The organism is Pseudomonas sp. Bout1, assembly GCF_034314165.1.
GTDB lineage: Bacteria > Pseudomonadota > Gammaproteobacteria > Pseudomonadales > Pseudomonadaceae > Aquipseudomonas.
Genome location: NZ_JAVIWK010000001.1, coordinates 4,433,755 through 4,460,150 on the forward strand (window position 1 = coordinate 4,433,755; position 26,396 = coordinate 4,460,150).

A 26,396-nucleotide genomic window follows, 5' to 3' on the forward strand; every position below is an offset into this window, starting at 1 on the left:
GAACGGCGGGCGAGGTATTCCTGTGCTCAAACAAATCGGAAAACTCATCACTGAACCGCTGCGCAAGGGTGACAAGAGCCGACCCCTGCGTTGGCGTATGGGGATGCGGTTGAACCACATCCACAACGACCTGCATTCAAAGCATCCGAAACTCTGGAACGCCATCGTGATGATGGCGCGCACGCTGATCTGCAAGCCGTTCGGCCATCGCTGGTCCAGGTTCGAAGCGGTGAAGTACGGCGATTTTGGCGACTCGCGGATCTGCAAATTCTGCCGCATCAGCCACGGGCAACACCGTGGCGTCGACACCTACCACGAAACCCACCGCCAGGGCGGCTGGAACAAGATCGCCAAACCCTAACCCATCTTCTGCCGCCCAGCGCGGCTGGGACACCACATGTTCGCAATCAAACTCACCCTGATCCTGCTGGGCGCTTTGCTGTACTTGGTCGGCAGCGGCTGCTGGTTCTTCTGGATCGCCCCGCTCCTTCTGGCGGACGGCGAAACAGCCGACATCCTCTACGCCTTTGCCGGCACCTGTGGCTGGATGCTGATCACCTTCAGCCTGGTCATTCACATCATCAAGACAGCGCGGCCCACGGCGGTCGTCGGGAGGTAAACATGGAAGCAGAGATCCTGTCGGATGACGAGCTCGCCGACCTGACTGGTTACAAGCACCGTTCGCACCAGCGCAAGTGGCTGAAAGACCGGAACTGGGTATTCATCGAGAGCCGTGGCGGCCGCCCGCTGGTGGGCCGGATGTTCGCGCGGATGAAGCTTGGCATGGTTAACCCCGCAATCGCAGATCCAAACCCGCCGCCGACGCGACCGGCTTGGACGCCTGATTTCTCCAGAGTGAACTGATATGCGCCCCCGGAACACAGAAAACAGGGACTTGCCGCCAGGAATGGTGCGCCGTAAGCGCCCAAGGAAAAATGGCAAGGTCTGGATCGGCTACTACTACCGGGACTCTGCTGGCAAAGAGATCCCGTTGGGCACGGACCTTAGTAAAGCACGCCTGAAATGGGCAGAACTGGAGGCCAAAGACAAACCGGCCGACCTGACAACGATGAAGGGCATCTTCGACCGGTACGTGCGCGACGTCATCCCAAAAAAGGGGGAGCGGACCCAAAAGGACAACATGGCCGAACTGAAACAGCTTCGCCCTATGTTTGATGAGGCGCCCATAGATTCAATTACGCCGTTCAACATCGCCGGTTACCGGGATGCCCGTTCAGCGAAGGTTCGTGCCAACCGCGAGATCGCGCTCCTGTCCCACGTTTTCAACATGGCCAGGGAATGGGGGCTCACGGAACGGGAGAACCCTTGCCAGGGAATCAGGAAGAACAAGGAGGCGCCGCGTGATTACTACGCCAACGCGGCTGTTTGGGATGCCGTTTACGCGGTTGCCGAACAAGAACTCAAGGAAGCCATGGACCTGGGCTACTTGACCGGGCAGCGGCCTGCTGACGTGTTGATCATGCGTAGTGACGATACCGAGGGTGACTACTTCTTGGTGACACAGGGCAAGACCGGGCAGAAGCTGCGAATCCTGATGCGTACCGATGCAGGGGAAAACAGCCTGGGGAGATTGGTCAGGGAGATCGGTGAAAGGAATGTCGGTCATTCGTCCAAGTACCTGTTGATCAACAGACATGGAAAGTGGATGACGAAGGGGATGCTGCGCTTGCGATGGGACAAGGCGCGGGAAAAAGCCCAGCAGAACGCCATCGAACAAGGCGACCCGCTGCTCGCGGCCAAGATTGGAGGGTTTCAGTTCCGCGACATCCGGCCGAAGGCCGCGTCGGAAATCATCGATATCGGGGATGCCAGCCTGCTGCTCGGACACAGTAAACAGGAGATCACAAAGAGGGTTTACAGGAGGATCGGTGCGACTGCGAAGCCCTCCAAATAGGCAAAGTTTCGGAACCCCTACCCGAAAGTTTCGGAACTACTACTCAAAACCGCTTTTTCTTGCCCAAACGCCAGAAACACAAAAGCCCCGCTAGTGCGGGGCTTTTGTATGAATCTTGGCGGGAAACCAGGGATTCGAACCCTGGGAACGCTATTAACGTTCGCCGGTTTTCAAGACCGGTGCATTCAACCACTCTGCCAATTTCCCTTGTGCAACACAGGATTAGCGTAGCCCATCGTGTGTCAGCGGGCGCCATAATACCCGAATGAAACACACTGTCAAACTCTCGCCATAGCTTGTTACAGAGCGTCTGTTATGATCCTTGCGACTGAATGTTTCAAAACTGAAGGAGTGTCGCCATGCGCGAACAGAATTACGCAGTGAATGGAAACGCGCAGGCAGAGCAGCTAGAGGTTAGCCGCGTCCTGCGCAATACATACGGCTTACTCGCTCTCACCCTCGCTTTCAGCGGCGTGATGGCCTTCGTAGCCCAGCAGATGCGCGTCGGCTACCCGAATATCTTTGTGGTGCTGATCGGCTTCTACGGTCTTTTCTTCCTGACCAACAAACTGCGCGACTCGGCCTGGGGCCTGGTGTCGGCGTTTGCCTTGACCGGTTTCATGGGCTTTATCCTCGGCCCGATCCTTAACCGTTACCTGGGCATGGCCGGCGGCGCGGAAGTGGTCAGCTCGGCATTTGCCATGACCGCCCTGGTGTTTGGCGGCCTGTCGGCCTACGTGCTGATCTCCCGCAAGGACATGAGCTTCCTGGGCGGTTTCATCACCGCTGGTTTCTTCGTGTTGCTGGCTGCCGTGCTGGCAGGCATGTTCTTCCAGATCAGCGGCCTGCAACTGGCGATCAGCGCCGGTTTCGTGCTGTTCTCGTCGGCCTGCATCCTGTTCCAAACCAGCGCGATCATCCAGGGTGGCGAACGTAACTACATCATGGCGACCATCAGCCTGTATGTATCGATCTACAACCTGTTTATCAGCCTGTTGCAGATCTTCGGCATCATGGGCCGCGACGACTGATCGCAGCCGCATGCAAAAAGCCCGCTTCGGCGGGCTTTTTGTTGCCTGCGGCTTTATCATTGCCCCAGGTTTTGCCTTCAGAGTGTTCCATGAAGTTCGCGATTGCGCTTTTTTCCGCCGCCCATGCGCCCTCCTCGCGCCGTGCCTTGTTGTTCACCCAGGCCGCGCTGGCCGGCGGGCATGAAATTGTGCGGCTGTTTTTTTATCAGGACGGCGTGTACAGCGCGTCCACCAACATTGTTGCGCCGCAGGATGAGCAGGACATTGCCCGCCAGTGGCGCGAGCTGGTCAGTGAGCATCAGCTCGATGGCGTGGTGTGCATTGCCGCGGCCTTGCGCCGTGGGGTGCTGAATGCCGAAGAGGCCAGCCGCTATCAGCGCGGCGCGGTTAACCTGGAAGCGCCGTGGGTGCTGTCCGGGCTTGGGCAGTTGCATGACGCCGCCCAGGCCGCCGACCGTTTGATCTGCTTCGGAGGGCCGTGACATGTCCAAATCCTTGCTGGTGATCAGTCGACAGGCGCCGTGGTCCGGCCCCAGTGCTCGTGAAGCGCTGGATATCGTGTTGGCTGGCGGCGCATTTGATTTACCAATTGGCCTGTTGTTTCTGGATGACGGCGTGTTTCAACTCGCCGCGAGCCAGGACGCCAAGGCTGTGCAACAAAAAGACCTCAGCGCCAACCTTCAAGCCCTGAAGTTGTTTGGCGTTGAAGATGTGTTTGCCTGCAGCCACAGCCTCACCGTGCGCGGCCTGACCGCCTCCGGCAACGCGCAACCGCTGAACAGCGCGCAGATCTCACAGATGATTGACCGTTACGACCAGGTGATTACCCTCTGATGTCGACTTTGCATGTGGTGTCCCACTCCCCGTTTACCGATAGTCGGCTGGACAGCTGCCTGCGCCTCTGTGGCGCCCGGGACGCGATCCTGCTGTGCGGCGACGGCGCCTACGCCCTGCAAGCCGCCAGCGCAGCCTGCCAGGCCCTGCAAGCCAAGGGCTTGAAGGTGTTTGTGCTGGCCGAAGACAGCCAGGCGCGCAATATTGCAGTGCCTGGCTGGGCCGCCAGTGTCGATTACCCGGCATTTGTGCAGCTGTCGATCGACTATGACAAGGTCAATACCTGGCTATGAACACCCTGACCGTAGGCGAACGCACCCTCGAACTGGACAAGGACGGCTACCTCATCGACCTGAGCGACTGGTCCAGCGACGTAGCCAACGCCCTCGCCAGCGCAGAAGGCCTGGCCCTGACCCCGGAACACTGGGAAATCCTCGAACTGCTGCGGTGCTTCTACAGCGAATTCCAGCTGTCGCCCGCCACGCGCCCGCTGATCAAGTACACCGCCTTGAAGCTGGGCCCGGAAAAGGGCAACAGCCTGCACCTCAACCGACTGTTCAAAGGCACTCCCGCCAAACTCGCCGCCAAGCTGGCGGGCCTGCCCAGGCCGACGAATTGCTTATGACTGATTTTGCCCCCTTGATCACTGAAACTCCCGCCGAACACCCGTTTGCGCCGTTCGTGCGCATCCTTGGCAAAGGCAAGCGCGGCGCCCGCAACCTCACCCGTGAGGAAGCCCGGGAAGCCATGGGCATGCTGCTGGACGAGAAGGTCGAAGACACCCAGCTTGGCGCTTTCCTGATGCTCTTGCGGCACAAGGAAGAAAGCCCGGAAGAACTCGCGGGTTTTACCGAAGCCGTACGCGAGCGCTTGAATGCACCGTCACTCAAAGTGGACATCGACTGGCCTACCTACGCCGGTAAAAAACGCCACCTGCCGTGGTACCTGCTGGCCGCCAAGTGCCTGGCACAGAACGGCGTGCGCATCTTGATGCACGGCGGCGGCGCGCACACGGCGGGCCGGCTCTATACCGAGCAACTGCTGGAAGGCCTGCATATTCCGTTGTGCCGCAACTGGCAACAGGTCGAGGCCGCGCTTGAACAGGGCAACCTGGCGTTTATCCCGCTGGGTGACTGGGCGCCGCAACTGCAGCGCATGATCGACCTGCGCAACACGTTGGGCCTGCGTTCGCCGATCCACTCCCTGGCGCGCATCCTCAACCCGCTGAGTGCCCGTTGCGGCTTGCAAAGCATCTTCCACCCGGGCTACCAGGGCGTGCATCGTGATGCCAGCGGCCTGCTTGGCGACAACACCATCGTGGTCAAGGGCGACGGCGGCGAGATCGAGATCAACCCCGACACCATCAGCCATCTGTACGGCACCACCGGCGGCGAAAGCTGGGATGAAGAATGGCCCGCCCTCTCTGCCCAGCGCCACGTCAAGCCCGCCGCGCTTGAGCCCGAACACCTGAAGGCGCTGTGGCGCGGCGACGTGCAGGACAGCTACCCGCAACTGGCGCTGATCGCCACCATGGCCCTGGCCTTGCGCGGCCTCGGCCACCCGCGTGAGCAGGCGTTTGAATTGGCCCAGCAATACTGGGACGCCCGGGACAAATCGATTTAGTCGATCATTAACCCCCAGCCTTTGCGCTTTTTGTTCGAACTCAGACCTTTAGACTGCACTCCAACGCTTATTAGCCAAGGAGTCAGTCATGGGTTTGCTGATCGAAGGACGCTGGCATGACCAGTGGTACGAAAGTAGCGCAGACGGCGCCTTCCAACGGGAACAGGCGCAACGCCGCAACTGGGTAACCGCCGATGGCGAGCCCGGCCCAACCGGAGAAGGCGGTTTCAAGGCCGAAGCCGGCCGCTATCACCTGTACGTCTCCCTCGCCTGTCCCTGGGCACACCGCACATTGATCCTGCGCAAGCTCAAAGGCCTGGAAAGTCTGATCGATGTGTCTGTTGTCAGCTGGTTGATGCTGGAAAACGGCTGGACGTTCGACAAGGCCCATGGCTCCAGCGGCGACAAACTCGACGATTTCACCTACATGCACCAGCGCTATACCGCCGATACCGCCAGCTACACCGGCCGCGTCACGGTGCCGGTGCTGTGGGACAAGAAGCTCAAGCGGATTGTCAGCAATGAGTCGGCAGAGATTATCCGCATGTTCAACAGCGCGTTTAATGAACTGACCGGCAATCAGCTGGATTTCTATCCCGAAGCACTGCGCTCGAGCATTGACGCATTGAACGACCGGATCTATCCCGCCGTGAACAACGGCGTGTACCGCGCAGGCTTTGCGACCTCGCAAAAGGCTTATGAAGCGGCTTTTGACGACGTGTTTGCCGAACTGGATCACCTTGAGCAGCACTTGGGTGAGCATCGCTATTTAGCGGGGGAATACCTGACGGAAGCCGATGTAAGGCTTTTCACCACGGCGATCCGCTTTGATGCTGTGTACTACAGCCACTTCAAATGCAACCTGCGGCGGATTGCGGATTATCCGAATTTGTCGAATTGGCTGAGGGAGCTGTACCAGTGGCCGGGGATTGCCGAGACGGTGGATTTTGCCCACATCAAGGGACACTACTACGCCAGTCACCGTACGATTAACCCGACGGGGATCGTGCCGAAGGGGCCTTTGCAGACGTTTGAGGCGGAGCATGACCGCGCGAGACTGAGCGGAAAAGGCATCTTGAGCTGACAAACCCTGTGGCGAGGGAGCTTGCTCCCGCTGGGCTGCGCAGCGGCCCCAAAATCCTGGGAGCGCTTCGCACTCCAGCGGGAGCAAGCTCCCTCGCCACAGCAAGCTCCCTCGCCACAGGAACAGTCTTGCCACAGGAGAGGTGTCAGACTTCGGACTGAGCGCCTTCAAACCACTTCAGCTTCTCACGCAACTGCACCACTTCTCCCACAATCACCAGTGTCGGTGCATGAACTTCATGCTCCGCCACCATGCGCGGCAGGTCAGCCAACGTGCCGGTAAACACCCGCTGGTTGGACGTAGTGCCTTGCTGGATCAACGCCGCCGGCGTATCCGCCGAACGACCATGCTTGATCAGCTGTTCACAGATGATCGGTAACCCGATCAACCCCATGTAGAACACCAGGGTTTGCGAAGGCCCCACCAGGTCACTCCACGGCAGGTCCGACGTCCCGTCCTTCAAGTGCCCGGTAATGAAGCGAACCGATTGCGCATAGTCGCGGTGGGTCAGCGGAATACCGGCATACGCCGCGCAACCACTGGCCGCCGTAATACCCGGCACCACCTGGAACGGGATGCCATGGGCCGCCAGCTCTTCGATCTCTTCACCACCACGCCCAAAGATGAACGGATCGCCACCCTTGAGCCGCAATACACGCTTGCCTTGCTTGGCCAGGTCCACCAGTTGTTGGTTGATCTGGTCTTGCGGCACGGCATGGTCGGCGCGACGCTTGCCAACATACACACGCTCGGCATCACGACGGCACAGCTCAAGAATCGCCGGTGCCACCAGGCGGTCGTAGAGCACCACATCCGCCTGTTGCATCAAGCGTAAAGCGCGGAAGGTCAGCAGGTCGGGATCACCCGGGCCTGCACCCACCAAATAGACCTCGCCCGGTGCATGCGGCGGCGCGCCGTTGATTTTCTCGACCAGCAAACGCTCGGCTTCATCGCCCTGCCCGGCCAATTGCCGATCAGCAATCGGGCCTTGAAACACTTCTTCCCAGAATGCACGGCGCTGCTGCACCTGCGGGAACAAGCCTTTGACCTGGCTACGAAAGCGCGCTGCCAACCCGGCCAGTTGGCCGTAGGTCGACGGAATCCAGGTTTCCAGCTTGGCGCGGATCAAGCGTGCCAGCACCGGCGCATCGCCGCCGCTGGACACTGCGATGACCAACGGCGAACGGTCGACAATCGCCGGGAAGATCACGCTGCACAAGGCCGGCGCATCCACCACATTGACCGGCACGCAACGGCGCCGCGCATCACTGGACACTTGGGCGTTCAGTGGCTCGTCGTCGGTTGCGGCGATGATCAGGGTGCAACCGTCGAGGTCGGCCTCCTGATAACCGCGCAAAATCAGTTCACCGCCACTGCCCTGTACCAGTTCACGCAACTGGTCTTCAACCTGGGGAGCAACCACCCGCAACAACGCGCCGGCGTCGGCCAGCAGCCGGGATTTGCGCAAGGCAATCTCCCCGCCACCGACGACCAACACACGACTGCCGCGCAGGTTATGAAACAGCGGCAGAAATTCCATTTAGCCGATGACCTCAACGCCCGCCATGTACGGCTTGAGCACGTCAGGTACGCGGATCGAGCCGTCAGCCTGCTGGTAGTTTTCCAGCACGGCCACCAGGGTGCGACCTACCGCCAGGCCCGAACCGTTGAGGGTGTGGACCAGCTCAGGCTTACCGGTTTCCGGGTTACGGAAACGCGCCTGCATGCGGCGGGCCTGGAAATCACCGCAGTTGGAGCACGACGAAATTTCGCGGTATTTGTCCTGGCTCGGCACCCACACTTCCAGGTCGTAGGTCTTCACGGCGCTGAACCCCATGTCGCCGGTGCACAGCGCCAGGACGCGGTACGGCAGCTCCAGCAATTGCAGGACGCGTTCGGCGTTGGCGGTCAGGCCTTCGAGCGCTTCCATGGAGGTCGACGGCTCGACAACCTGCACCATCTCGACCTTGTCGAACTGGTGCTGGCGGATCATGCCGCGGGTATCGCGACCCGATGCACCGGCTTCACTGCGAAAGCACGGTGAGTGGGCGACAAACTTGATCGGCAGTTGCTTGGCATCGAGGATTTCCCCGGCCACGATGTTGGTCAGTGACACTTCGGCGGTCGGGATCAGGTACAGATCGGCTTCGCCATCGCGGCTGATCTTGAACAGGTCTTCCTCGAACTTCGGCAACTGGCTGGTGCCCATCAACGCCGGCGCCTGAACCAGGTACGGGGTGTAGGCCTCTTCGTAACCGTGCTCGCCGGTGTGCAGGTTGATCATGAACTGCGCCAGGGCGCGGTGCATGCGTGCGATCGGGCCGCGCAGCAAGGCAAAGCGCGCGCCGGACATCTTGGCGGCCGTTTCAAAATCCAGGCCGCCGGTCAATTCGCCCAGGGCAACGTGGTCCTTGATCTCGAAATCAAAGGCTTTGGGCGTGCCCCAACGACGGACTTCGACGTTGCCGTCTTCGTCTTCGCCAATCGGTACAGATTCGTGCGGCAGGTTCGGGATACCCAGCAGGATCGAATCCAGTTCGGTCTGGATCGCGTCCAGCTCGACTTTGCCGGAAGCCAGCTCACCCGCCATACGCTCGACGTCCGCCATCAACGGCGCGATGTCTTCGCCGCGCTGCTTGGCCTGACCGATGGATTTGGAACGCGCATTACGTTCAGCCTGCAGTGCTTCGGTGCGGGTCTGGACGGTCTTGCGCTGTTCTTCCAGCGCTTCGATGCGCGCAACATCCAGGCTGAAGCCTCGGGATGCCAGGCGGTCCGCTACGTCCTGAAGGTTGCTACGTAACAGTTTGGAATCGAGCATGTCGGTCTCTCGTTTATCAAAGTTTGGTCAAGGACAGGCCAGCCCAGGTGGCGAGCAGCCCGCCGAACACGCTGATGGCCAGGTACCCGAAGGCGACCGGTGCCTGCCCGCTTTCGAGCAGGCGTAGCGTGTCCAGTGAAAAGGATGAAAAGGTCGTCAGACCGCCTACAAAGCCGACAATCAAGCCGGCACGAATCTCAATTGGTACTTCCGGGCGAATCAGAAACCAGCCGTACAACAAGCCGATAATCAAACACCCCACCAGGTTGACTGCCAGGGTCGCCGCATAAAAATGCTTCGGCCAGTTGGCGCTGACCCAGGTGCTGGTGGCGAAACGCAATAATGTACCAGCGATGCCGGCCACGGACACGGCAAGAATCGTTCTAAGCACTACTTTCTCCGCTGTTTCGGGCTGAGCCGGTCGAGTTGGGCGAGGTGATTCAGTTTTTCGCCGATCTTCAGCTCCAGGCCGCGGGGCACCGGCTGGTAGAACGGCTGCGGCTCAAGGTCATCCGGGAAGTAATCTTCGCCAGCGGCATAGGCGTCTGGCTCATCGTGGGCGTAGCGGTATTCATCGCCATAGCCGAGCTGCTTCATCAGCTTGGTAGGCGCATTGCGCAGGTGCAGCGGCACTTCGAGGGAACCATGCTCGGCGGCGGCACGCAGGGCGGACTTGAAGCCCATGTACACCGCGTTGCTCTTCGGCGCGCAGGCCAGGTACGTGATGGCCTGGGCCACCGCCAACTCGCCTTCTGGGCTGCCCAGGCGTTCCTGCACGTCCCAGGCGGCCAGGCACAGGCTCAATGCGCGCGGGTCGGCGTTGCCGATGTCTTCGCTGGCCATACGCACCACGCGCCGGGCCAGGTACAGCGGGTCGCAACCACCGTCGATCATGCGTGCAAACCAGTACAGCGCGCCGTCGGGGTTGGAGCCGCGCACCGACTTGTGCAGCGCGGAAATCTGGTCATAGAACGCCTCGCCGCCCTTGTCGAAACGCCGGCGGGTGTCGCCCAGCAGGCTTTGCAGCAAATCGACACCGATCTCGCTGCCGTCTTCTGCCAGGTCAGAAGCGTTCTCCAGCAGGTTGAGGAAACGTCGACCATCACCGTCGGCAGCGGTTAGAAGAATCTTGAAACCTTCCTCGCTGACGCTCAACTGGCGCTTACCCAAACCCTTGTCTTCGCTCAACGCGCGCTGCAACAGCTTTTGCATCGCCGCTTCATCAAGGCTTTTGAGAACATAGACACGCGCCCGGGACAGCAAGGCGTTGTTCAGTTCAAAGGACGGGTTTTCGGTGGTAGCGCCAATAAAGATCAGCGTGCCGTCTTCGACGTACGGCAAAAACGCATCCTGCTGCGACTTGTTGAAGCGATGCACTTCGTCGACAAACAAGATGGTGCGCTTGCCGTATTGCCCAGCCTGCTGCTTGGCGATTTCTACCGCCTGGCGGATCTCCTTGACCCCGGCCAGCACCGCAGAAACCGTTTCGAAGTGTGCATCCGAGACTTTCGCCAGCAGCCGCGCCAGGGTAGTTTTACCCACCCCCGGCGGCCCCCAGAAAATCATCGAGTGCAGCGCACCCTGCTCCAGGGCTTCGCGCAAAGGCTTGCCGCGAGCGAGCAGGTGTTCCTGCCCGACGTACTCGTCCAGGTTGGTCGAGCGCAGGCGCGCCGCCAGAGGCTGAGCAATCGGGTCACTTCGAAACAGGTCCATGGGCAGCGTTTGAAACCTCTGGGCAGTTTATTCCTGGATCACGTCGGCACCCTTGGGGATGTCGAACTTGAACTTGGACGCCGGCACCGGCTGGTTGGCCTTGACCCCGGAGAACAGGATGTCGGTACGCTGGCCGACACTGTCGATCAGGCGCATGTTGTTGATCACACCGTTGCCAAACGACAGGTTCAGGCTGTCAAACAGCGTGTCCTTGGACTTCGGCTTGAGCGTGAACTCGATCACATTGCTGGTCTGCTTGGAGGTGATTTCGAAGCTGTCGTTGATTTTTGACACGTCGCCCGACAGCAGCAATGCCGGCGTCTGGTTCAGGCGCGGATCCAGCTTCTTGATCGTGGCCTGCTCCAGGTCCGGGTCCCACAGGGTGACTTTCTGGCCGTCGGATACGATGGTCTGCTCGGCCTTCCCTTCCGTGTGCCAATAGAACAGCCCCGGGCGCTGTACGGCCATTTCACCTTCGGTCTGCTGCAACTGGGTGCCGCCGGCATCCAGGGTCAACTGGGAGAAGCGCGCGGTCAGGGTCTTGGATTTGTCCAGCAGGTTGGTCAGGCTTGCAACGGAAGCCGGGTCAGCGTGAGCCGAAACAGCAGTCAGGGCCAGTGCCGGCAACAACAGCATGCGGATAAGACGCATGGGAGTCCTCTTAGATTCGTTTGCAAGGCGTGCCGCGTGTTGCCACGCGGCACGTAATCAGTCACGCATCTGCGCAGGCGCTATGACTTCGCGCGAGCCGTTGGTGTTCATCGAGGTGACCACGCCGGCCATTTCCATGGCTTCGATCATGCGCGCGGCACGGTTGTAGCCAATCTTCAGCTTGCGCTGTACAGCGGAGATCGAGGCGCGGCGGCTCTCAAGCACGAACTGCACCGCTTCGTCGTAGAGCGCATCGGTCTCGGCATCATCGTCGCCACCGCCGCTGCCACCGTCGAAGCCGCTGCCGGCCTCTTCGACGCCTGCAAGGATGTCGTCGTTGTATTCCGGAGCACCACGCAGTTTCCAGGCTTCCACCACACGGTGCACTTCATCGTCGGAGACGAAGGCGCCGTGAACACGGATCGGCAGGCTGGTACCCGGCGGCATGTAGAGCATGTCACCATGGCCCAGCAGTTGCTCGGCACCGCCCTGGTCGATGATGGTCCGGGAGTCGATCTTGCTCGACACCTGGAACGCCATACGGGTGGGGATGTTGGCCTTGATCAGGCCGGTGATCACGTCCACCGATGGGCGCTGGGTAGCCAGGATCAAGTGGATACCGGCGGCCCGTGCCTTCTGGGCGATACGGGCGATCAGCTCTTCGACCTTCTTGCCGACGATCATCATCATGTCGGCAAACTCGTCGACCACCACCACGATGGTTGGCAGCTTGGTCAAGAGCGGCGCTTCGTCGTGAATGCTTTCGCGCTTGTACAGCGGGTCGGTCAGCGGTGTGCCGGCGTCCTGGGCTTCCTTGACCTTGGCGTTAAAGCCCGACAGGTTACGTACGCCCATCTTCGCCATCAATTTGTAGCGCCGCTCCATCTCGGCCACGCTCCAGCGCAGCGCGTTGGCGGCGTCCTTCATGTCGGTCACCACCGGGCACAGCAGGTGCGGGATGCCTTCGTAGATCGACAGCTCAAGCATTTTCGGGTCGATCATGATCAGCTTGGCGTCTTCCGGCCCCGACTTGAACAGGATCGACAGGATCATTGCGTTCACGCCCACCGACTTACCGGAACCGGTGGTACCGGCAACCAGCAAGTGCGGCATTTTCGCCAGGTCTGTGATGACCGGCTTGCCGCCGATGTCGTGGCCCAGGGCCAGGGTGACCGGCGATTTGAAGTTGTCGTATTCCGGGGTCGACAGCACTTCGGAGAAGCGCACGATCTGCCGGTCTTCGTTGGGAATCTCGATACCGACGGTGGTCTTGCCCGGAATCACTTCCACCACCCGCACACTGGTCACTGCCAGTGAACGCGCCAAGTCCTTGGCCAGGTTGGAGATGCGGCTGACCTTGACGCCCGCAGCCGGCTGGATTTCGTAGCGGGTAATCACCGGGCCTGGGTGAATCGAGTCCACCGAAACTTCGACGCCAAATTCCTTGAGCTTGATTTCCAGCAGGTGGCCGACGGCCGCCAGGGACTCCGGGGAATAATTGAGCTGTTTCTTTTCCGCAGGATCAAGAATCGAGATCGGCGGCAAGGTGCCTTCCACGGCGCTGTCGACAAACAGTGGCGCCTGCTTCTCTTTCTGCACGCGGTGGCTCGGCTCGGGTGCCTTGGGCGGCGCAGGCGCGATCACCGGCGGTACCTGCTTCTCGCGGTCCGACATGTGTTTGGTCAGGGCCTGTTCGCGTTCAATCAGGCGCTCCTTGACCTTGGCTTGCTCACGCCGGTCCGGCGTGCTCGGGGCCACCACCTCGTTGACGCGGGTGTCGACCTCGCGCAGTTGCGCAACCATGCGTTTGCGATCTACCCGGGCCGACCACCAGCGATTGGCGGCGCCCTGGAACAGTTCGAGCAGGTCGAGGGTGATCTTGCCGGTTACGTCCATCACCTTGAACCACGACAGATCGGTGAACACGGTGAGGCCGAACAGGAACAGCGCGATGAACATCAAGGTACTGCCCTGGATGTTCAGGGTTCTGCGGGCCAGGTCGCCGAGGCTTTCGCCCAACGCGCCGCCGGCACCGGCCGGCAAACCGGTGGGTGCGTGGAAGTGGATATGCGCCAGCGCCGCGCCGGACAGCACCAGGAACACCAGGCCGATCAGGCGCCAGGAAAACAGCCAGCCGCTCCACTGCCACGGCTCATGGCGCTGGCGGAATATCTGCCAGGTCTTGATGGCCAGCAGCAACGGGAAGATATACGCGAAGTAACCCAGCACCATGAACAGGATATCGGCGCTGTAGGAGCCGGCCGGGCCACCGAAGTTCTGCACGTCTTCAATTTTGCTGTTGTGGCTCCAGCCCGGATCGTCCTTGCCATAGGTCAGCAAGGCCATCATCAGGAACAGGCACAGGGCGCCAATGGCGATCAGTGCACCTTCCTTGAGTCGGTAGTGCAGGTGCTGGCGCCAGGCGGGCACGACTGCGGCTTTAGGTGTTGCGGCGGATTTCTTCAAAACGGGTCTTTTCCTGCGCCTTTAGCGCGTCCATCTATTGAATGACTGCAAAATACTGCCCAATCCGGGCAGGTAAAAAAGAAACGAGTGCCGGTGAAGCTACTTTTAACACTCTGCAACTGATTCATGAAACGGCGATAACGCCCCAATGGCCGCATTGTACGGGTTTGTGTGCGCTATGCCACGCACTTGGCCCCACGTTACACAGCATAGCCAATGTTCAGTTTCATAACGTTCAATTTGAGCATGCATTGTCTTTACTGACAAAGGCTTATGAGCTGTTTTTGCCAATCCAGGCAAGCTTGCCGACCGACGTACGCGATTACGACCACGGCCCCGGCATAGAGTTGCAGAAACACCCGTTCATGCTTATCTGTACCGATCCCATGTTCGGGGTAGCCCCAGAGCGTTTCGTCGACAATAATCACAGCTCTCGCAACGGGCACCATCGCCGTTACCGCCCTCCCCTTCCGTAAGCCTGGATGCCATGCTGACCTGGTTACAACGCAATACCCTGACGTTTCCACCGCTGGCCAAGGCCATGCGCGAACCCAATGGCCTGCTCGCCGCCGGTGGCGACCTTTCGGCCGACCGCTTGATCCACGCCTACCGCCATGGCTGCTTTCCCTGGTTTTCGGAAGGCCAGCCAATCCTCTGGTGGTCGCCCGACCCGCGCACCGTGCTGTTCCCTGACGAACTGCATGTTTCCCGCAGCCTCGGCAAATTGTTGCGCCAGCAGCGCTACACCGTCACTTTCGACCAGGATTTCGCCGCCGTCATCCAGGCCTGCGCCGCGCCGCGCAGTTATGCCGACGGCACGTGGATCACCGAGGCCATGCAGAGCGCCTACCTGCAGCTGCACCAGCGCGGCTATGCGCACTCGGTGGAAGTCTGGGACGAGGGCGAACTGGTCGGCGGCCTGTATGGCCTGGCGATGGGCCAGTTGTTCTTCGGCGAATCCATGTTCAGCCGTGCCGACAACGCCTCGAAGTACGGCTTTGCCACCCTGGTCAGGCAATTGCAGGCCTGGGGCTTTGTGCTGATCGACTGCCAGATGCCCACCGACCACCTGCACAGCCTCGGCGCCCGCGCCATCCCCCGCAGCGATTTTGCGAACTTCCTGCGCGACCATCTGGACCAACCCAGCGATGCCCCGTGGGTTTCCTAGGCGACTTTCCCACACCTGGCTTACACTTATTTCAAAGCTTATCCGAGGGTTGATCATGACCGAGCTGGCGCGTTTGAAGTTTTATGCCACTCAACCCCACTCTTGCAGCTATCTGCCCGATGAGCAGGCCACCACGCTGTTCCTCGACCCCAGCCAGCCGATGGACGTGCATGTGTATGCCGATTTATCGGAAATGGGCTTCCGGCGCAGCGGCGACCACCTCTATCGGCCCCACTGCCAGAACTGCAACGCCTGCGTACCGGCGCGCATCCCGGTGGCGCAGTTCCTGGCGGACCGCAATCAGAAGCGCATCCTCAAGCGCAATGCCGACTTGACCGTCACTGCCGCCAAACCGGCTTTCAGTGAAGAATACTTCGACCTTTACCAACGTTACATCGAGCAGCGCCACGCCGACGGCGACATGTTCCCGCCCAGCCGCGACCAGTTTTCCACGTTCCTGGTGCGCGACCTGCCGTTCTCGCGCTTCTACGAGTTCCGCCTTGAAGGACGCCTGGTGGCGGTCGCCGTCACCGACCTGCTGCCCAATGGCCTGTCGGCGGTCTACACCTTTTATGAGCCCGCCGAGGAACGTCGCAGCCTGGGACGCTTCGCGATTTTGTGGCAGATCGGCGAAGCCTTGCGCCTGGAATTGGAGGCGGTGTACCTCGGATACTGGATCAAAAACTGCAAAAAAATGAACTACAAGACCCAATATCGGCCCATTGAGCTGCTAATTAACCAAAGATGGGTCACCTTGAACTAGAACCTCTTGGCTTAAACACCCTTTTTCGGGCACAATGCACGCCGCTTTTGCCTGGCGCAGTTGCACCGGGCCATTCACTGGATACCGAGGGCTTTACTGCATGTCGAAAGAAGACAGCTTCGAAATGGAAGGCACTGTCGTCGACACCCTGCCCAACACCATGTTTCGTGTGGAGTTGGAAAATGGGCACGTCGTAACCGCGCATATCTCCGGCAAGATGCGCAAGAACTACATTCGTATTCTTACCGGTGACAAAGTGCGCGTCGAACTGACGCCCTATGACTTGAGCAAAGGGCGCATCACTTACCGCGCTCGTTAATCAAGTCAATACAAAACGCCCGGTTATGCCGGGCGTTTTTGTGTGCGCGCAATTATTTGAACACCGCACACCCTTGTGGGAGCTGGCTTGCCTGCGATGGCGGCCTGTCAGCAAGCACACCAACCGCTGACCCTCCGCTATCGCAGGCAAGCCAGCTCCCACATTTGATCTCCAGCAGGTTCCAGGCAGCAAAAAGGCGCCTCTCGGCGCCTTTTGGCTTTGTTACAGTTAGCTATCAGGCCATTTCAGCCGTGGTTTCGAACTCAAAGGTCAGCTCGCCGTCCTTCAGGTCGATATGCACCACGCCACCATGGTCCGCCAGTTCGCCGAACAGGATCTCTTCCGCCAATGGGCGCTTGATCTTGTCCTGGATCAGGCGAGCCATTGGTCGAGCGCCCATAGCCGCGTCGTAGCCACCTTCTGCCAGCCAGTTACGCGCCGCATCCGTGACTTCCAGCTGCACGCGCTTGTCTTCCAACTGCGCCTGAAGCTCGGTGAGGAACTTGTCCACCACGCTTTTGATGACCTCATGGCTGAGGCGACCAAACTGGATAATGGTGTCCAGGCGGTTGCGGAATTCCGGCGTGAAACTCTTCTTGATCACTTCCATGGCGTCGGAAGAGTGGTCTTGATGAGTAAAGCCAATGGAAGCCCGCGCGGCCGTTTCGGCACCGGCGTTGGTGGTCATGATCACGATCACGTTACGGAAGTCCGCCTTGCGCCCGTTGTTGTCGGTCAGGGTGCCGTGGTCCATCACCTGCAACAGCAGGTTGAAGACTTCCGGGTGCGCCTTCTCGATTTCATCGAGCAGCAGTACGCAATGTGGCTGCTTGGTGATCGCCTCGGTCAACAGGCCGCCCTGGTCGAAGCCGACATAGCCCGGAGGCGCACCGATCAGGCGCGACACTGTGTGACGCTCCATGTACTCGGACATGTCGAAACGCACCAGCTCGATACCCATGGCCTTGGCCAGTTGCCGCGCCGCTTCGGTCTTGCCGACGCCGGTAGGCCCGGCGAACAGGAACGAACCCACCGGTTTGTCTGGCGACTTGAGGCCCGCACGCGACAGCTTGATCGCGGTGGACAACGAATCGATGGCCGCATCCTGACCAAACACGGTCAGCTTGAGGTCACGCTCCAGGTTACGCAGCAGCTCCCGGTCGGAGGTGTTGACGTGTTTTGGCGGAATCCGCGCGATCTTCGCCACGATGTCCTCGACCTGAGGCACGTCGATGCGTTTCACGCGCTTCTCAACCGGCTGCAGGCGCTGGTAGGCACCCGCCTCGTCGATCACGTCGATGGCCTTGTCCGGCATGTGCCGGTCGTTGATATAGCGCGACGCCAGCTCGGCAGCTGCACGCAGCGCCTCATCGGTGTACTCGATGCCATGGTGCGCTTCGAAACGCCCCTTGAGCCCGCGCAGGATGCCGATGGTGTCTTCAACCGAAGGCTCGGACACGTCGACTTTCTGGAAACGGCGCGCCAGGGCACGGTCTTTTTCGAAGATCCCGCGAAATTCCTGGAACGTGGTCGAACCGATGCAACGGATATCGCCCGAAGACAGCAACGGCTTGAGCAGGTTCGAAGCATCCATCACGCCACCGGAAGCTGCACCGGCACCGATAATGGTGTGGATCTCGTCAATAAACAGGATCGCCTGCGGGCGTTTCTTCAGTTCGCCGAGCAGCGCCTTGAAGCGCTTCTCGAAGTCGCCACGGTACTTGGTCCCGGCGAGCAACGCGCCCAGGTCAAGGGAGTAGACGACGCTGTTGGCCAGCAGGTCTGGTACCTGGTTATCAACAATGCGCTTGGCCAGGCCTTCGGCAATCGCGGTTTTACCCACGCCTGCTTCGCCCACCAACAGCGGGTTGTTCTTGCGCCGACGCGCCAGGATCTGCGCCACGCGCTCGACTTCCAGCTCACGCCCTACCAGCGGATCGATCCGCCCCTGGCGCGCCAGTTCGTTGAGGTTGCTGGCATAGGCGTCCAGCGGATTGCTCGAAGAAGAAGACTCACCGCCCTCGTCATCCTGCATATCCTGCTCACCTTCAGAGTGATCGCCATGCCCCGGCACTTTGGAAATGCCATGGGCGATGTAGTTGACGACGTCAATACGGGCAACGCTTTGCTGCTTGAGCAGGAATACGGCCTGGCTTTCCTGCTCGCTGAAGATCGCCACGAGCACATTGGCCCCTGTGACTTCGCGCTTGCCGGAGCTCTGTACGTGGAAAACGGCACGCTGCAGTACCCGCTGAAAGCCCAGGGTTGGCTGGGTCTCGCGGTCCTCGTCATGAACGGGGATCAACGGCGTGGTGGAGTCGATAAACTCCTGCAGGTCATGCTTGAGTTTGTCGAGATTGGCACCACACGCACGCAGTACGGTGGCGGCAGCTTCGTTATCCAAAAGTGCCAAAAGCAGGTGCTCGACGGTCATGAATTCATGACGCTTCGAACGGGCCTCCTTGAAGGCAAGATTGAGGGTGACTTCGAGCTCGCGGTTTAACATAGCTTCACCTCATACCCAAGTGGTCGGAGTTAACCGTCCTTCTCGATTTCACAGAGTAGCGGATGCTGGCTTTCCCTGGCGTACTGGTTGACCTGCATGGCCTTTGTCTCGGCGATGTCGCGGGTAAACACTCCACATACTGCCCGTCCTTCTGTGTGAACGGCCAGCATTACCTTGGTCGCCAACTCGCGGTTCAGGTTAAAAAACACCTCGAGCACTTCGACGACGAAATCCATCGGTGTGTAGTCATCATTGAACAAAACCACCTTGTACATCGGCGGCGCCTGTAAAGCAGGCTTGGACTCCTGAACAGCAATGCCTGCAGAACCGTCGTCGTCCTCTTGACCATCCGGATGATCCTTATGGAGAGTCGGGCGATCCTGATTGAATGTTAGTCGAATCTGGCTGATTGCATGCATGGAAAGAAAGGTTCGTCAGTGGTTCAAATACAGTGGTGGGGGCGACCTGTCAGTTTTTCAACTCTGACCGACTGGTCGCCTTGACTATCGGCAAATCAGTGTTACAACCAATAGAACCCACAGTGGGTAAAAAAGGTCCGCGCAGTCAACCTTATTTATTCGGGTTAGGACGGATAAACTGGATGATACTCCAGTGATGGAGTCTGGTGCAGAGGGATATGGGCATGGCAAGCGGTAAGGTCAAGTGGTTCAACAATGCCAAGGGTTACGGCTTCATTAACGAAGACGGCAAGGAAGAAGACCTTTTTGCGCATTACTCGGCTATCCGGATGGATGGCTACAAGACACTGAAAGCAGGGCAAGAGGTTTCCTTTGAGATTATTCAGGGACCCAAAGGCCTGCATGCGGTGAATATCGGCGCGCCAGTCGGCGCCAGCAACACCACGGAAGGCGTCGCTCAAGAATCAAAAAAACAGCCGGCCTGATCAGCCGATGGGCAAACGCTCTAAAAAAAACCGGCCACCAGGGCCGGTTTTTCGTTGCCGATCAGCTTACATATGCGAGATCAGCGCATCGCCGAACGCAGACGAAGACAGCAACTTGGCGCCCTCCATCAAGCGATGGAAGTCGTAGGTCACGGTCTTGGCCGAAATCGCGCCATTGGTGCCCTTGATGATCAGGTCAGCCGCTTCGGTCCAGCCCATATGGCGCAGCATCATTTCTGCCGACAGGATCAGCGAGCCGGGGTTGACCTGGTCCTTGCCGGCATATTTCGGCGCGGTGCCATGGGTGGCTTCGAACATCGCCACGGTGTCGGACAGGTTGGCGCCGGGCGCAATGCCGATGCCGCCCACTTCCGCCGCCAGGGCGTCAGACAAATAGTCACCATTGAGGTTAAGGGTGGCGATCACGTCATATTCCGCCGGGCGCAGCAGGATCTGCTGGAGCATGGCGTCGGCAATGGCGTCCTTGACCACTACATTCTTGCCGGTGCGCGGGTTCTTGAATTGCATCCACGGCCCGCCATCCAGCAGGGTCGCGCCGAACTCTTCGGCCGCCACTTCGTAGGCCCATTCCTTGAAGGCCCCTTCGGTGAACTTCATGATGTTGCCTTTGTGCACGATGGTCAGCGAGTCGCGGTCGTTATCCACTACATATTCCAGGGCCTTGCGCGCCAGGCGCTTGGTGCCTTCCAAAGACACCGGCTTGACGCCGATCCCGCAGTTCTGGTCAAAACGAATCTTGGTGACGCCCATCTCTTCCTTCAGGAACTTGATGACCTTGATCGCTTCCGGGGAGCCGGCTTTCCACTCGATGCCGGCGTAAATGTCCTCGGAGTTCTCACGGAAGATGGTCATGTCCACATCGCCGGGCTTCTTGACTGGGCTTGGCACGCCTTCAAACCAGCGCACCGGGCGCAGGCACACATAAAGGTCGAGTTGTTGGCGCAGGGCCACGTTCAGCGAACGGATGCCGCCACCTACCGGAGTGGTCAGCGGGCCCTTGATGGACACTACGTAATCCTTGACCGCATCCAGGGTTTCCTGGGGCAGCCAGGTGTCCTGGTCGTAAACCTGAGTGGCCTTTTCGCCGGCATACACCTCCATCCAGGAGATTTTGCGCTTGCCGCCATACGCCTTGTTAACAGCTGCATCGACAACCTTGATCATCACGGGGCTGATGTCGACGCCAATACCGTCACCTTCAATGAAGGGGATGATCGGGTTGTCAGGAACATTGAGAGAATGGTCTGCATTGACGGTGATTTTGTCGCCGACTGCCGGAACCTGAATCTTCTTGTATCCCATGCTGAACTCCATCTATGGATTGAACATCTGGCTGCGTTCGAGCCTACTCCAGATAAATGAGGACTGAAACCTCAGGCCCTGCACATTTGCGTCGAAAACAGCACATTTAGCGGCCTACAAGCTTGAAAGCAAAGGGAAAAGCGCCAATCTTGAGCACATCATGCGACTTTGGGCGCAACCCGGTGCCTGCGACCTTTAGACCAATGGACGACACACCTTTTGTATGAAGGCTCGGCGTAAGCATAGCGACCTATGTATAATGCCGCCGCTGACCAAAGAGTCACGACGGCCGACCGCTCTACATTGACGCCCTCCGCCCGAAAAAGCCGGACTATTACAATAGTCCACCCGCTTGACGCTCGACTGATGCAACCCAACATCACCGCGAAGAAACTTCGACATTTCGCTCATGGATGACTTTGAACGAACGCGCTTTACCCGGCGCATCTCGAGTTTCTGCGCATGCTTTCAGCAAAGAAGAGAGTTAATCCGAATATGCCCACCCGCTCGAAGATCATCTACACCTTCACCGACGAAGCCCCAGCCCTCGCCACCTATTCACTGCTGCCTATCGTAGAGGCCTTCACCGCTTCCGCTGATATTGCCGTGGAAACCCGCGACATTTCCCTGGCCGCGCGCATCCTCGCAAGCTTCCCCGAGCAACTGGGCGCCAAGGCCGTGCCGGACCACCTCGCCGAACTGGGCGACCTGGCCGTTACCCCTGAAGCCAACATCATCAAGCTGCCGAACATCAGCGCTTCGACCCCACAGCTGCAGGCCGCCATCAAGGAACTGCAAGCCCAGGGCTTCGACCTGCCGGACTACCCGGAAACCGTAACCACCGACGCGGAAAAAGAAACCCGTGCACGTTACGACAAGGTCAAGGGCAGCGCCGTGAACCCGGTACTGCGCGAAGGCAACTCCGATCGCCGCGCTCCGCTGTCGGTCAAGAACTACGCACGCAAGCACCCGCACAAAATGGGCGCCTGGGCTGCCGACTCCAAGTCCCACGTTGCCCACATGAGCAACGGCGACTTCTACGGCAGCGAGAAAGCCGTACAGATCGAAGCCGCTGACGCCGTCAAGATCGAACTGATCGCCAAGGACGGTACCGCTACCGTCCTGAAAGAAAAAACCAGCGTTCAGGCTGGCGAGATCATCGACACCGCCGTGTTGAGCAAGAAAGCCCTGCGCAGTTTCATCGCCGCTGAAATCGACGACGCCAAGAAACAAGGCGTACTGCTGTCGGTTCACCTCAAAGCCACCATGATGAAGGTTTCCGACCCGATCATGTTCGGCCAGATCGTTGCCGAGTTCTATAAAGACGCCCTGGCCAAGCACGCTGTGGTGCTGGAGCAGATCGGCTTTAACCTGAACAACGGCATCGGCGACCTGTACGCCCGCATCAAGGCCCTGCCGGCCGATCAGCAAGCGCAGATCGAAGCCGACATCCAGGCGGTATACGCTGCTCGCCCTTCCCTGGCGATGGTCAACTCGGACAAAGGCATCACCAACCTGCACGTACCGAGCGACGTCATCGTTGACGCCTCGATGCCTGCGATGATCCGTGACTCCGGCAAAATGTGGGGCACCGACGGCCAACTGCACGACACCAAGGCCGTGATCCCGGATCGCTGCTACGCCACGATCTACCAGGCGGTGATCGAAGAGTGCAAGGCAAACGGCGCTTTCGACCCCACCACCATGGGCAGCGTGCCGAACGTTGGCCTGATGGCGAAAAAAGCCGAAGAGTACGGCTCCCACGACAAGACCTTCCAGATCAAGGCTGACGGCGTGGTTCGCGTCACCGACAGCAAGGGCAACCTGCTGATGGAACAGGCTGTTGAAGCCGGCGACATCTTCCGCATGTGCCAGACCAAAGACGCGCCGATCCAGGACTGGGTCAAACTGGCCGTCAACCGTGCCCGCGCCAGCAACACCCCGGCCATCTTCTGGCTGGACCCACAGCGCGCGCACGACGGCGTCGTGGTCGAGAAAGTTCAGGCTTACCTGAAAGACCACAACACCGAAGGCCTGGACATCCGCATCATGTCACCGGTCGACGCGATGAAGTTCACCCTGGAGCGTACCCGCAAGGGCCTGGACACCATTTCGGTGACCGGCAACGTACTGCGCGACTACCTGACCGACCTGTTCCCGATCATGGAACTGGGCACCAGCGCCAAGATGCTGTCGATCGTGCCGCTGATGAACGGTGGCGGCCTGTTCGAAACCGGCGCTGGCGGTTCGGCCCCCAAGCACGTGCAGCAACTGGTTGAAGAGAACTTCCTGCGCTGGGATTCCCTGGGCGAGTTCCTGGCCCTGGCCGCTTCCCTTGAGCATTTGGGTGTGACTTACAACAACCCGAAAGCCCTGGTGCTGTCCAAGACCCTGGACCAGGCCACCGGCCAGTTCCTCGACAACAACAAATCGCCATCGCGCAAAGTCGGCAACATCGACAACCGCGGCAGCCACTTCTATCTGGCGCTGTACTGGGCTCAAGCCCTGGCTGCGCAGACCGAAGACACTGCACTGCAAGCGCAGTTTGGCGAACTGGCCAAGACCCTGACCGCGAACGAGGCAACCATCGTTGCCGAGCTCAACGCCGTCCAGGGCAAGCCAGTGGACATCGGCGGCTACTACGCGCCGAACGCCGAGCTGACCAGTAAGGCCATGCGCCCAAGCAACACCCTCAACGCGGCGATTGCCAAGTTGAAGTAAGGTTGTAAGGATGCAAAGAAGCCCCGGCCCTGTGCCGGGGTTTCTGTTTCTACCACCCAACTGCACGCCCCCCCACTTACAGGAGCAGGCTTGCCAGCGATAAGGCCCTTAAGCCTGTAGCAATCTCTTGGACGCCATCGCCGGCAAGCCGGCTCCTACCAATGACCGTGTCAACCCGAGGTATCGAATGACCTGGCTACCCCACATCACCGTTGCCACGATCGTCGAAGACAACGGCCGCTTCCTGATGGTCGAAGAACTCAAGGGTGGGCGCGCCGTGCTCAACCAGCCCGCCGGCCACCTCGACCCGAACGAGACCCTGACCGAGGCCGCTGTGCGCGAAACCCTCGAAGAAACCGGCTGGGACGTCGAAGCCACCGCAATTGTCGGGATTTACCTGTACACCGCCCCCAGCAACGGCGTGACCTATCAGCGCGTTTGCTTCATCGCCAAAGCCCTGAAACACCACCCGGATTATCAACTGGATGACGGCATCGTGCGCGCCCGCTGGCTGACCCGCGACGAATTAATGGGCCTGCGGGAGGACTGGCGCAGCGAGTTGATTATCCGCTGCATCGACGATTATCTGGCCGGCCAAAGCCACAGTCTCGAATTGATCCGCCCTTCTCTTTAGCCTTGCAGACGCGAGCCTGCTAGAATCGCGTCCTTTTTAAAGACACCCGTTGAAATCCTATGCGTGATCCAGCCCCTTCTGACACACAAAAGAAGCGCGTCATCGTCGGCATGTCCGGCGGCGTGGATTCTTCCGTTTCCGCCGTTCTGCTCATGGAGCAGGGTTATGAGGTGGAAGGCCTGTTCATGAAGAACTGGGAAGAAGACGATGGAACGGAATATTGCACCGCCATGGACGACCTGGCAGATGCCCAGGCCGTCTGCGACAAAATCGGCATCAAGCTGCACACCGCCAACTTCGCCGCCGAGTACTGGGACAACGTGTTCGAGCACTTCCTGGCCGAATACAAGGCCGGTCGCACGCCGAACCCCGACATCCTGTGTAACCGCGAGATCAAGTTCAAGGCGTTCCTCGACTACGCGATGATCCTCGGCGCCGACCTGATTGCCACTGGCCACTACGTGCGTCGCCGCGACATCGATGGCCGCACCGAACTGCTCAAGGGCCTGGACGCCAACAAGGACCAGAGTTACTTCCTGCACGCCGTCGGCGGCGAACAGATCGCCAAGACCCTGTTCCCGGTGGGCGAGCTGGAAAAACCCGCAGTGCGCGCGATTGCCGAGAAACACGGCCTGGCCACCGCCAAGAAGAAGGATTCCACCGGGATCTGCTTTATCGGCGAGCGCCGTTTCAGTGACTTCCTCAAGCAGTACCTCCCGGCGCAACCGGGCGAGATCAAGACCACCGAAGGCGAAATCATCGGCCGTCACCACGGCCTGATGTACCACACCATCGGCCAGCGCCAGGGCCTGGGCATCGGCGGCTTGAAAGACGCCGGCGAAGAGCCGTGGTACGTGCTGGTCAAGGACCTGGAACACAACGAGCTGATTGTGGGCCAGGGCAATGACCATCCGTGGTTGTTCTCCCGCGCCCTGCTCGCCTCGGACATTTACTGGGTCAACCCGGTCGACCTGAGCAGCCCGCGCCGCCTGACCGCCAAGGTGCGCTATCGCCAGAGCGACCAGCCCTGCACCCTGGAAAAGACTGCAACGGGCTATCGCGCCACCTTCGACGACCCGCAACGCGCCGTAACGCCGGGCCAGTCGGTCGTGTTCTATGACGGCGAAATTTGCCTGGGGGGCGGCGTGATTGAAATCGCCGAGCCTTGGAGCAGCCAGGCATGAGCCCTACCCAGGAGCAATTGACGGCACTGGGCGGCGTGTTTCTCGCCGCGGTGCTGGTGGACAAGATCGCCAAGACCGGCCAGGTCACCGAGGCCGGCCTGACCTGCATGCTCGGCAGCCTGCTGATCCGCGACCCCAAGGACACCCTGGAAGTATACGGCGGCGACGACCTGGCCCTGCGCGAAGGTTATCGTGCGCTGGTCGGTGCCCTGGAGCGCGACCCGAGCACCTTGCAGCGCGAGCCGCTGCGTTATGCTCTTTCAATGCTCGGCCTGGAGCGTCAATTGGCCAAGCGCGACGACTTGCTGGAAACCATCGGCAAACGCCTGCCGCAGATTCAGTCCCAGGTTGAACACTTCGGCCCAGCCCACGAAAATGTGATCGCAGCCTGTGGCGCGCTGTACCAGGACACTTTGAGCACCCTGCGCCAGCGGATCCAGGTGCACGGCGACATGCGCAACCTGCAACAACCCAACAACGCCTCGAAAATCCGCGCCCTGCTGTTGGCCGGTATTCGCTCGGCACGGTTGTGGCGCCAGTTGGGTGGTCATCGCTGGCAGTTGGTGATCAGCCGTCGCAAATTGCTTAAAGAGCTTTACCCGTTGATGCGCAACGAATAAGTCGCAGCAACCAACCTTTTTCATAGCCCCACGCGTAATACGCCGGTCAGTTGGCAACGGACCGGCGGATTTTTTCATGTATGATACGCGCCCCATTTCGTTGCCCGACTGTCCGA

The 26,396-nt window shown here is 59.8% G+C and carries 28 protein-coding genes and 1 tRNA gene; 19 read left to right on the forward strand and 10 right to left on the reverse strand.

What is annotated here, in order from left to right; translation table 11 throughout:
- Positions 1-22: 22 nt before the first annotated feature.
- Genes RGV33_RS20700 through RGV33_RS20715 form a run of 4 tightly spaced genes read left to right on the forward strand, consistent with a single transcriptional unit; the run spans position 23 to position 1,915 of the window.
- On the forward strand, positions 23-361 hold the full coding sequence (locus RGV33_RS20700) for a hypothetical protein (protein ID WP_322145901.1): 339 nt from the start codon (positions 23-25) through the stop codon (positions 359-361).
- Between the two features lie 36 nt (positions 362-397).
- Positions 398-619, forward strand: a complete 222-nt coding sequence (locus tag RGV33_RS20705; protein WP_322145902.1) for a hypothetical protein — start codon at positions 398-400, stop codon at positions 617-619.
- Positions 620-621: 2 nt separating this feature from the next.
- Entirely contained in the window at positions 622-864 is a 243-nt protein-coding gene (locus tag RGV33_RS20710) for a DUF4224 domain-containing protein (RefSeq protein ID WP_322145903.1), read from the forward strand.
- A gap of 1 nt (position 865) precedes the next feature.
- A complete protein-coding gene (locus tag RGV33_RS20715; protein WP_322145904.1) occupies positions 866-1,915 on the forward strand; it encodes a tyrosine-type recombinase/integrase in 1,050 nt (349 codons plus the stop codon).
- 116 nt (positions 1,916-2,031) lie between these two features.
- Here the strand turns inward: RGV33_RS20715 and RGV33_RS20720 are convergent.
- Positions 2,032-2,122 (reverse strand) — tRNA-Ser (locus RGV33_RS20720).
- A gap of 152 nt (positions 2,123-2,274) precedes the next feature.
- Between RGV33_RS20720 and RGV33_RS20725 the strand changes: the two genes are divergently transcribed.
- From RGV33_RS20725 to RGV33_RS20755, 7 genes are all read left to right on the forward strand, one after another.
- Positions 2,275-2,946 (forward strand): Bax inhibitor-1/YccA family protein, encoded by a 672-nt coding sequence (locus tag RGV33_RS20725; RefSeq protein ID WP_003219636.1) that lies wholly within the window; start codon positions 2,275-2,277, stop codon positions 2,944-2,946.
- A gap of 89 nt (positions 2,947-3,035) precedes the next feature.
- Positions 3,036-3,428, forward strand: a complete 393-nt coding sequence (gene tusD / locus RGV33_RS20730; RefSeq protein ID WP_322145905.1) for a sulfurtransferase complex subunit TusD — start codon at positions 3,036-3,038, stop codon at positions 3,426-3,428.
- Position 3,429: 1 nt separating this feature from the next.
- On the forward strand, positions 3,430-3,780 hold the full coding sequence (tusC, locus tag RGV33_RS20735) for a sulfurtransferase complex subunit TusC (RefSeq protein WP_322145906.1): 351 nt from the start codon (positions 3,430-3,432) through the stop codon (positions 3,778-3,780).
- Complete coding sequence (gene tusB, locus RGV33_RS20740; protein ID WP_322145907.1) at positions 3,780-4,073, forward strand: sulfurtransferase complex subunit TusB; 294 nt, start codon at positions 3,780-3,782, stop codon at positions 4,071-4,073. The genes tusC and tusB overlap by 1 nt, the downstream gene beginning before the upstream one ends.
- Entirely contained in the window at positions 4,070-4,405 is a 336-nt protein-coding gene (locus tag RGV33_RS20745; protein WP_322145908.1) for a TusE/DsrC/DsvC family sulfur relay protein, read from the forward strand. The genes tusB and RGV33_RS20745 overlap by 4 nt, the downstream gene beginning before the upstream one ends.
- The gene (locus RGV33_RS20750) at positions 4,402-5,403 is read left to right on the forward strand and encodes a glycosyl transferase family protein (RefSeq protein ID WP_322145909.1); all 1,002 of its coding nucleotides are present in this window, start codon (positions 4,402-4,404) and stop codon (positions 5,401-5,403) included. The genes RGV33_RS20745 and RGV33_RS20750 overlap by 4 nt, the downstream gene beginning before the upstream one ends.
- An 88-nt stretch (positions 5,404-5,491) precedes the next feature.
- Positions 5,492-6,487: a glutathione S-transferase family protein gene (locus RGV33_RS20755; RefSeq protein WP_322145910.1), complete on the forward strand. Its 996-nt coding sequence runs from the start codon at positions 5,492-5,494 to the stop codon at positions 6,485-6,487.
- 145 nt (positions 6,488-6,632) lie between these two features.
- On the opposite strand, the gene cysG is transcribed toward RGV33_RS20755, so the two are convergent.
- Genes cysG through ftsK form a run of 6 tightly spaced genes read right to left on the reverse strand, consistent with a single transcriptional unit; the run spans position 6,633 to position 14,138 of the window.
- The gene (gene cysG, locus RGV33_RS20760) at positions 6,633-8,027 is read right to left on the reverse strand and encodes a siroheme synthase CysG (protein ID WP_322145911.1); all 1,395 of its coding nucleotides are present in this window, start codon (positions 8,025-8,027) and stop codon (positions 6,633-6,635) included.
- Complete coding sequence (gene serS / locus RGV33_RS20765) at positions 8,028-9,308, reverse strand: serine--tRNA ligase (RefSeq protein WP_177026318.1); 1,281 nt, start codon at positions 9,306-9,308, stop codon at positions 8,028-8,030. It lies immediately after the preceding gene.
- 16 nt (positions 9,309-9,324) lie between these two features.
- Complete coding sequence (crcB, locus tag RGV33_RS20770) at positions 9,325-9,699, reverse strand: fluoride efflux transporter CrcB (RefSeq protein ID WP_010172479.1); 375 nt, start codon at positions 9,697-9,699, stop codon at positions 9,325-9,327.
- Entirely contained in the window at positions 9,699-11,021 is a 1,323-nt protein-coding gene (locus RGV33_RS20775) for a replication-associated recombination protein A (RefSeq protein WP_322145912.1), read from the reverse strand. Before RGV33_RS20775 ends, crcB begins: the two co-directional genes overlap by 1 nt.
- Positions 11,022-11,048: 27 nt before the next feature.
- Positions 11,049-11,672, reverse strand: coding sequence for an outer membrane lipoprotein chaperone LolA (lolA, locus tag RGV33_RS20780; protein ID WP_322145913.1), 624 nt, complete (start codon positions 11,670-11,672; stop codon positions 11,049-11,051).
- A 57-nt stretch (positions 11,673-11,729) separates the two neighbouring features.
- Entirely contained in the window at positions 11,730-14,138 is a 2,409-nt protein-coding gene (gene ftsK / locus RGV33_RS20785; RefSeq protein WP_177026320.1) for a DNA translocase FtsK, read from the reverse strand.
- A 487-nt stretch (positions 14,139-14,625) separates the two neighbouring features.
- On the opposite strand from ftsK, the gene aat reads away from it, so the two are divergent.
- From aat to infA, 3 genes are all read left to right on the forward strand, one after another.
- Positions 14,626-15,306 (forward strand): leucyl/phenylalanyl-tRNA--protein transferase, encoded by a 681-nt coding sequence (aat, locus tag RGV33_RS20790; RefSeq protein WP_322145914.1) that lies wholly within the window; start codon positions 14,626-14,628, stop codon positions 15,304-15,306.
- 55 nt (positions 15,307-15,361) lie between these two features.
- The gene (locus RGV33_RS20795; RefSeq protein ID WP_322145915.1) at positions 15,362-16,069 is read left to right on the forward strand and encodes an arginyltransferase; all 708 of its coding nucleotides are present in this window, start codon (positions 15,362-15,364) and stop codon (positions 16,067-16,069) included.
- Positions 16,070-16,169: 100 nt separating this feature from the next.
- Complete coding sequence (gene infA / locus RGV33_RS20800) at positions 16,170-16,388, forward strand: translation initiation factor IF-1 (RefSeq protein WP_002553999.1); 219 nt, start codon at positions 16,170-16,172, stop codon at positions 16,386-16,388.
- A gap of 235 nt (positions 16,389-16,623) precedes the next feature.
- On the opposite strand, the gene clpA is transcribed toward infA, so the two are convergent.
- Together clpA and clpS are read right to left on the reverse strand one after the other, a co-directional pair.
- Entirely contained in the window at positions 16,624-18,894 is a 2,271-nt protein-coding gene (clpA, locus tag RGV33_RS20805; RefSeq protein WP_177090039.1) for an ATP-dependent Clp protease ATP-binding subunit ClpA, read from the reverse strand.
- Between the two features lie 29 nt (positions 18,895-18,923).
- Entirely contained in the window at positions 18,924-19,313 is a 390-nt protein-coding gene (gene clpS, locus RGV33_RS20810; RefSeq protein ID WP_322145916.1) for an ATP-dependent Clp protease adapter ClpS, read from the reverse strand.
- 218 nt (positions 19,314-19,531) lie between these two features.
- Between clpS and cspD the strand changes: the two genes are divergently transcribed.
- A complete protein-coding gene (gene cspD / locus RGV33_RS20815; RefSeq protein ID WP_322145917.1) occupies positions 19,532-19,798 on the forward strand; it encodes a cold shock domain-containing protein CspD in 267 nt (88 codons plus the stop codon).
- A 66-nt stretch (positions 19,799-19,864) separates the two neighbouring features.
- On the opposite strand, the gene icd is transcribed toward cspD, so the two are convergent.
- Positions 19,865-21,121, reverse strand: coding sequence for an NADP-dependent isocitrate dehydrogenase (icd, locus tag RGV33_RS20820; RefSeq protein ID WP_322145918.1), 1,257 nt, complete (start codon positions 21,119-21,121; stop codon positions 19,865-19,867).
- Between the two features lie 495 nt (positions 21,122-21,616).
- Here icd and RGV33_RS20825 point away from each other — a divergent pair, with 495 nt between their 5' ends.
- The 4 genes from RGV33_RS20825 to hflD all read left to right on the forward strand — a co-directional run bounded on the left by RGV33_RS20825 (position 21,617) and on the right by hflD (position 26,280).
- On the forward strand, positions 21,617-23,842 hold the full coding sequence (locus tag RGV33_RS20825; protein WP_322145919.1) for an NADP-dependent isocitrate dehydrogenase: 2,226 nt from the start codon (positions 21,617-21,619) through the stop codon (positions 23,840-23,842).
- 187 nt (positions 23,843-24,029) lie between these two features.
- Entirely contained in the window at positions 24,030-24,476 is a 447-nt protein-coding gene (locus RGV33_RS20830) for an NUDIX hydrolase (RefSeq protein ID WP_322145920.1), read from the forward strand.
- A 59-nt stretch (positions 24,477-24,535) separates the two neighbouring features.
- Positions 24,536-25,660 (forward strand): tRNA 2-thiouridine(34) synthase MnmA, encoded by a 1,125-nt coding sequence (gene mnmA / locus RGV33_RS20835; RefSeq protein WP_322145921.1) that lies wholly within the window; start codon positions 24,536-24,538, stop codon positions 25,658-25,660.
- Positions 25,657-26,280, forward strand: coding sequence for a high frequency lysogenization protein HflD (gene hflD / locus RGV33_RS20840; RefSeq protein WP_010172715.1), 624 nt, complete (start codon positions 25,657-25,659; stop codon positions 26,278-26,280). Before mnmA ends, hflD begins: the two co-directional genes overlap by 4 nt.
- Positions 26,281-26,396 lie beyond the last annotated feature (116 nt).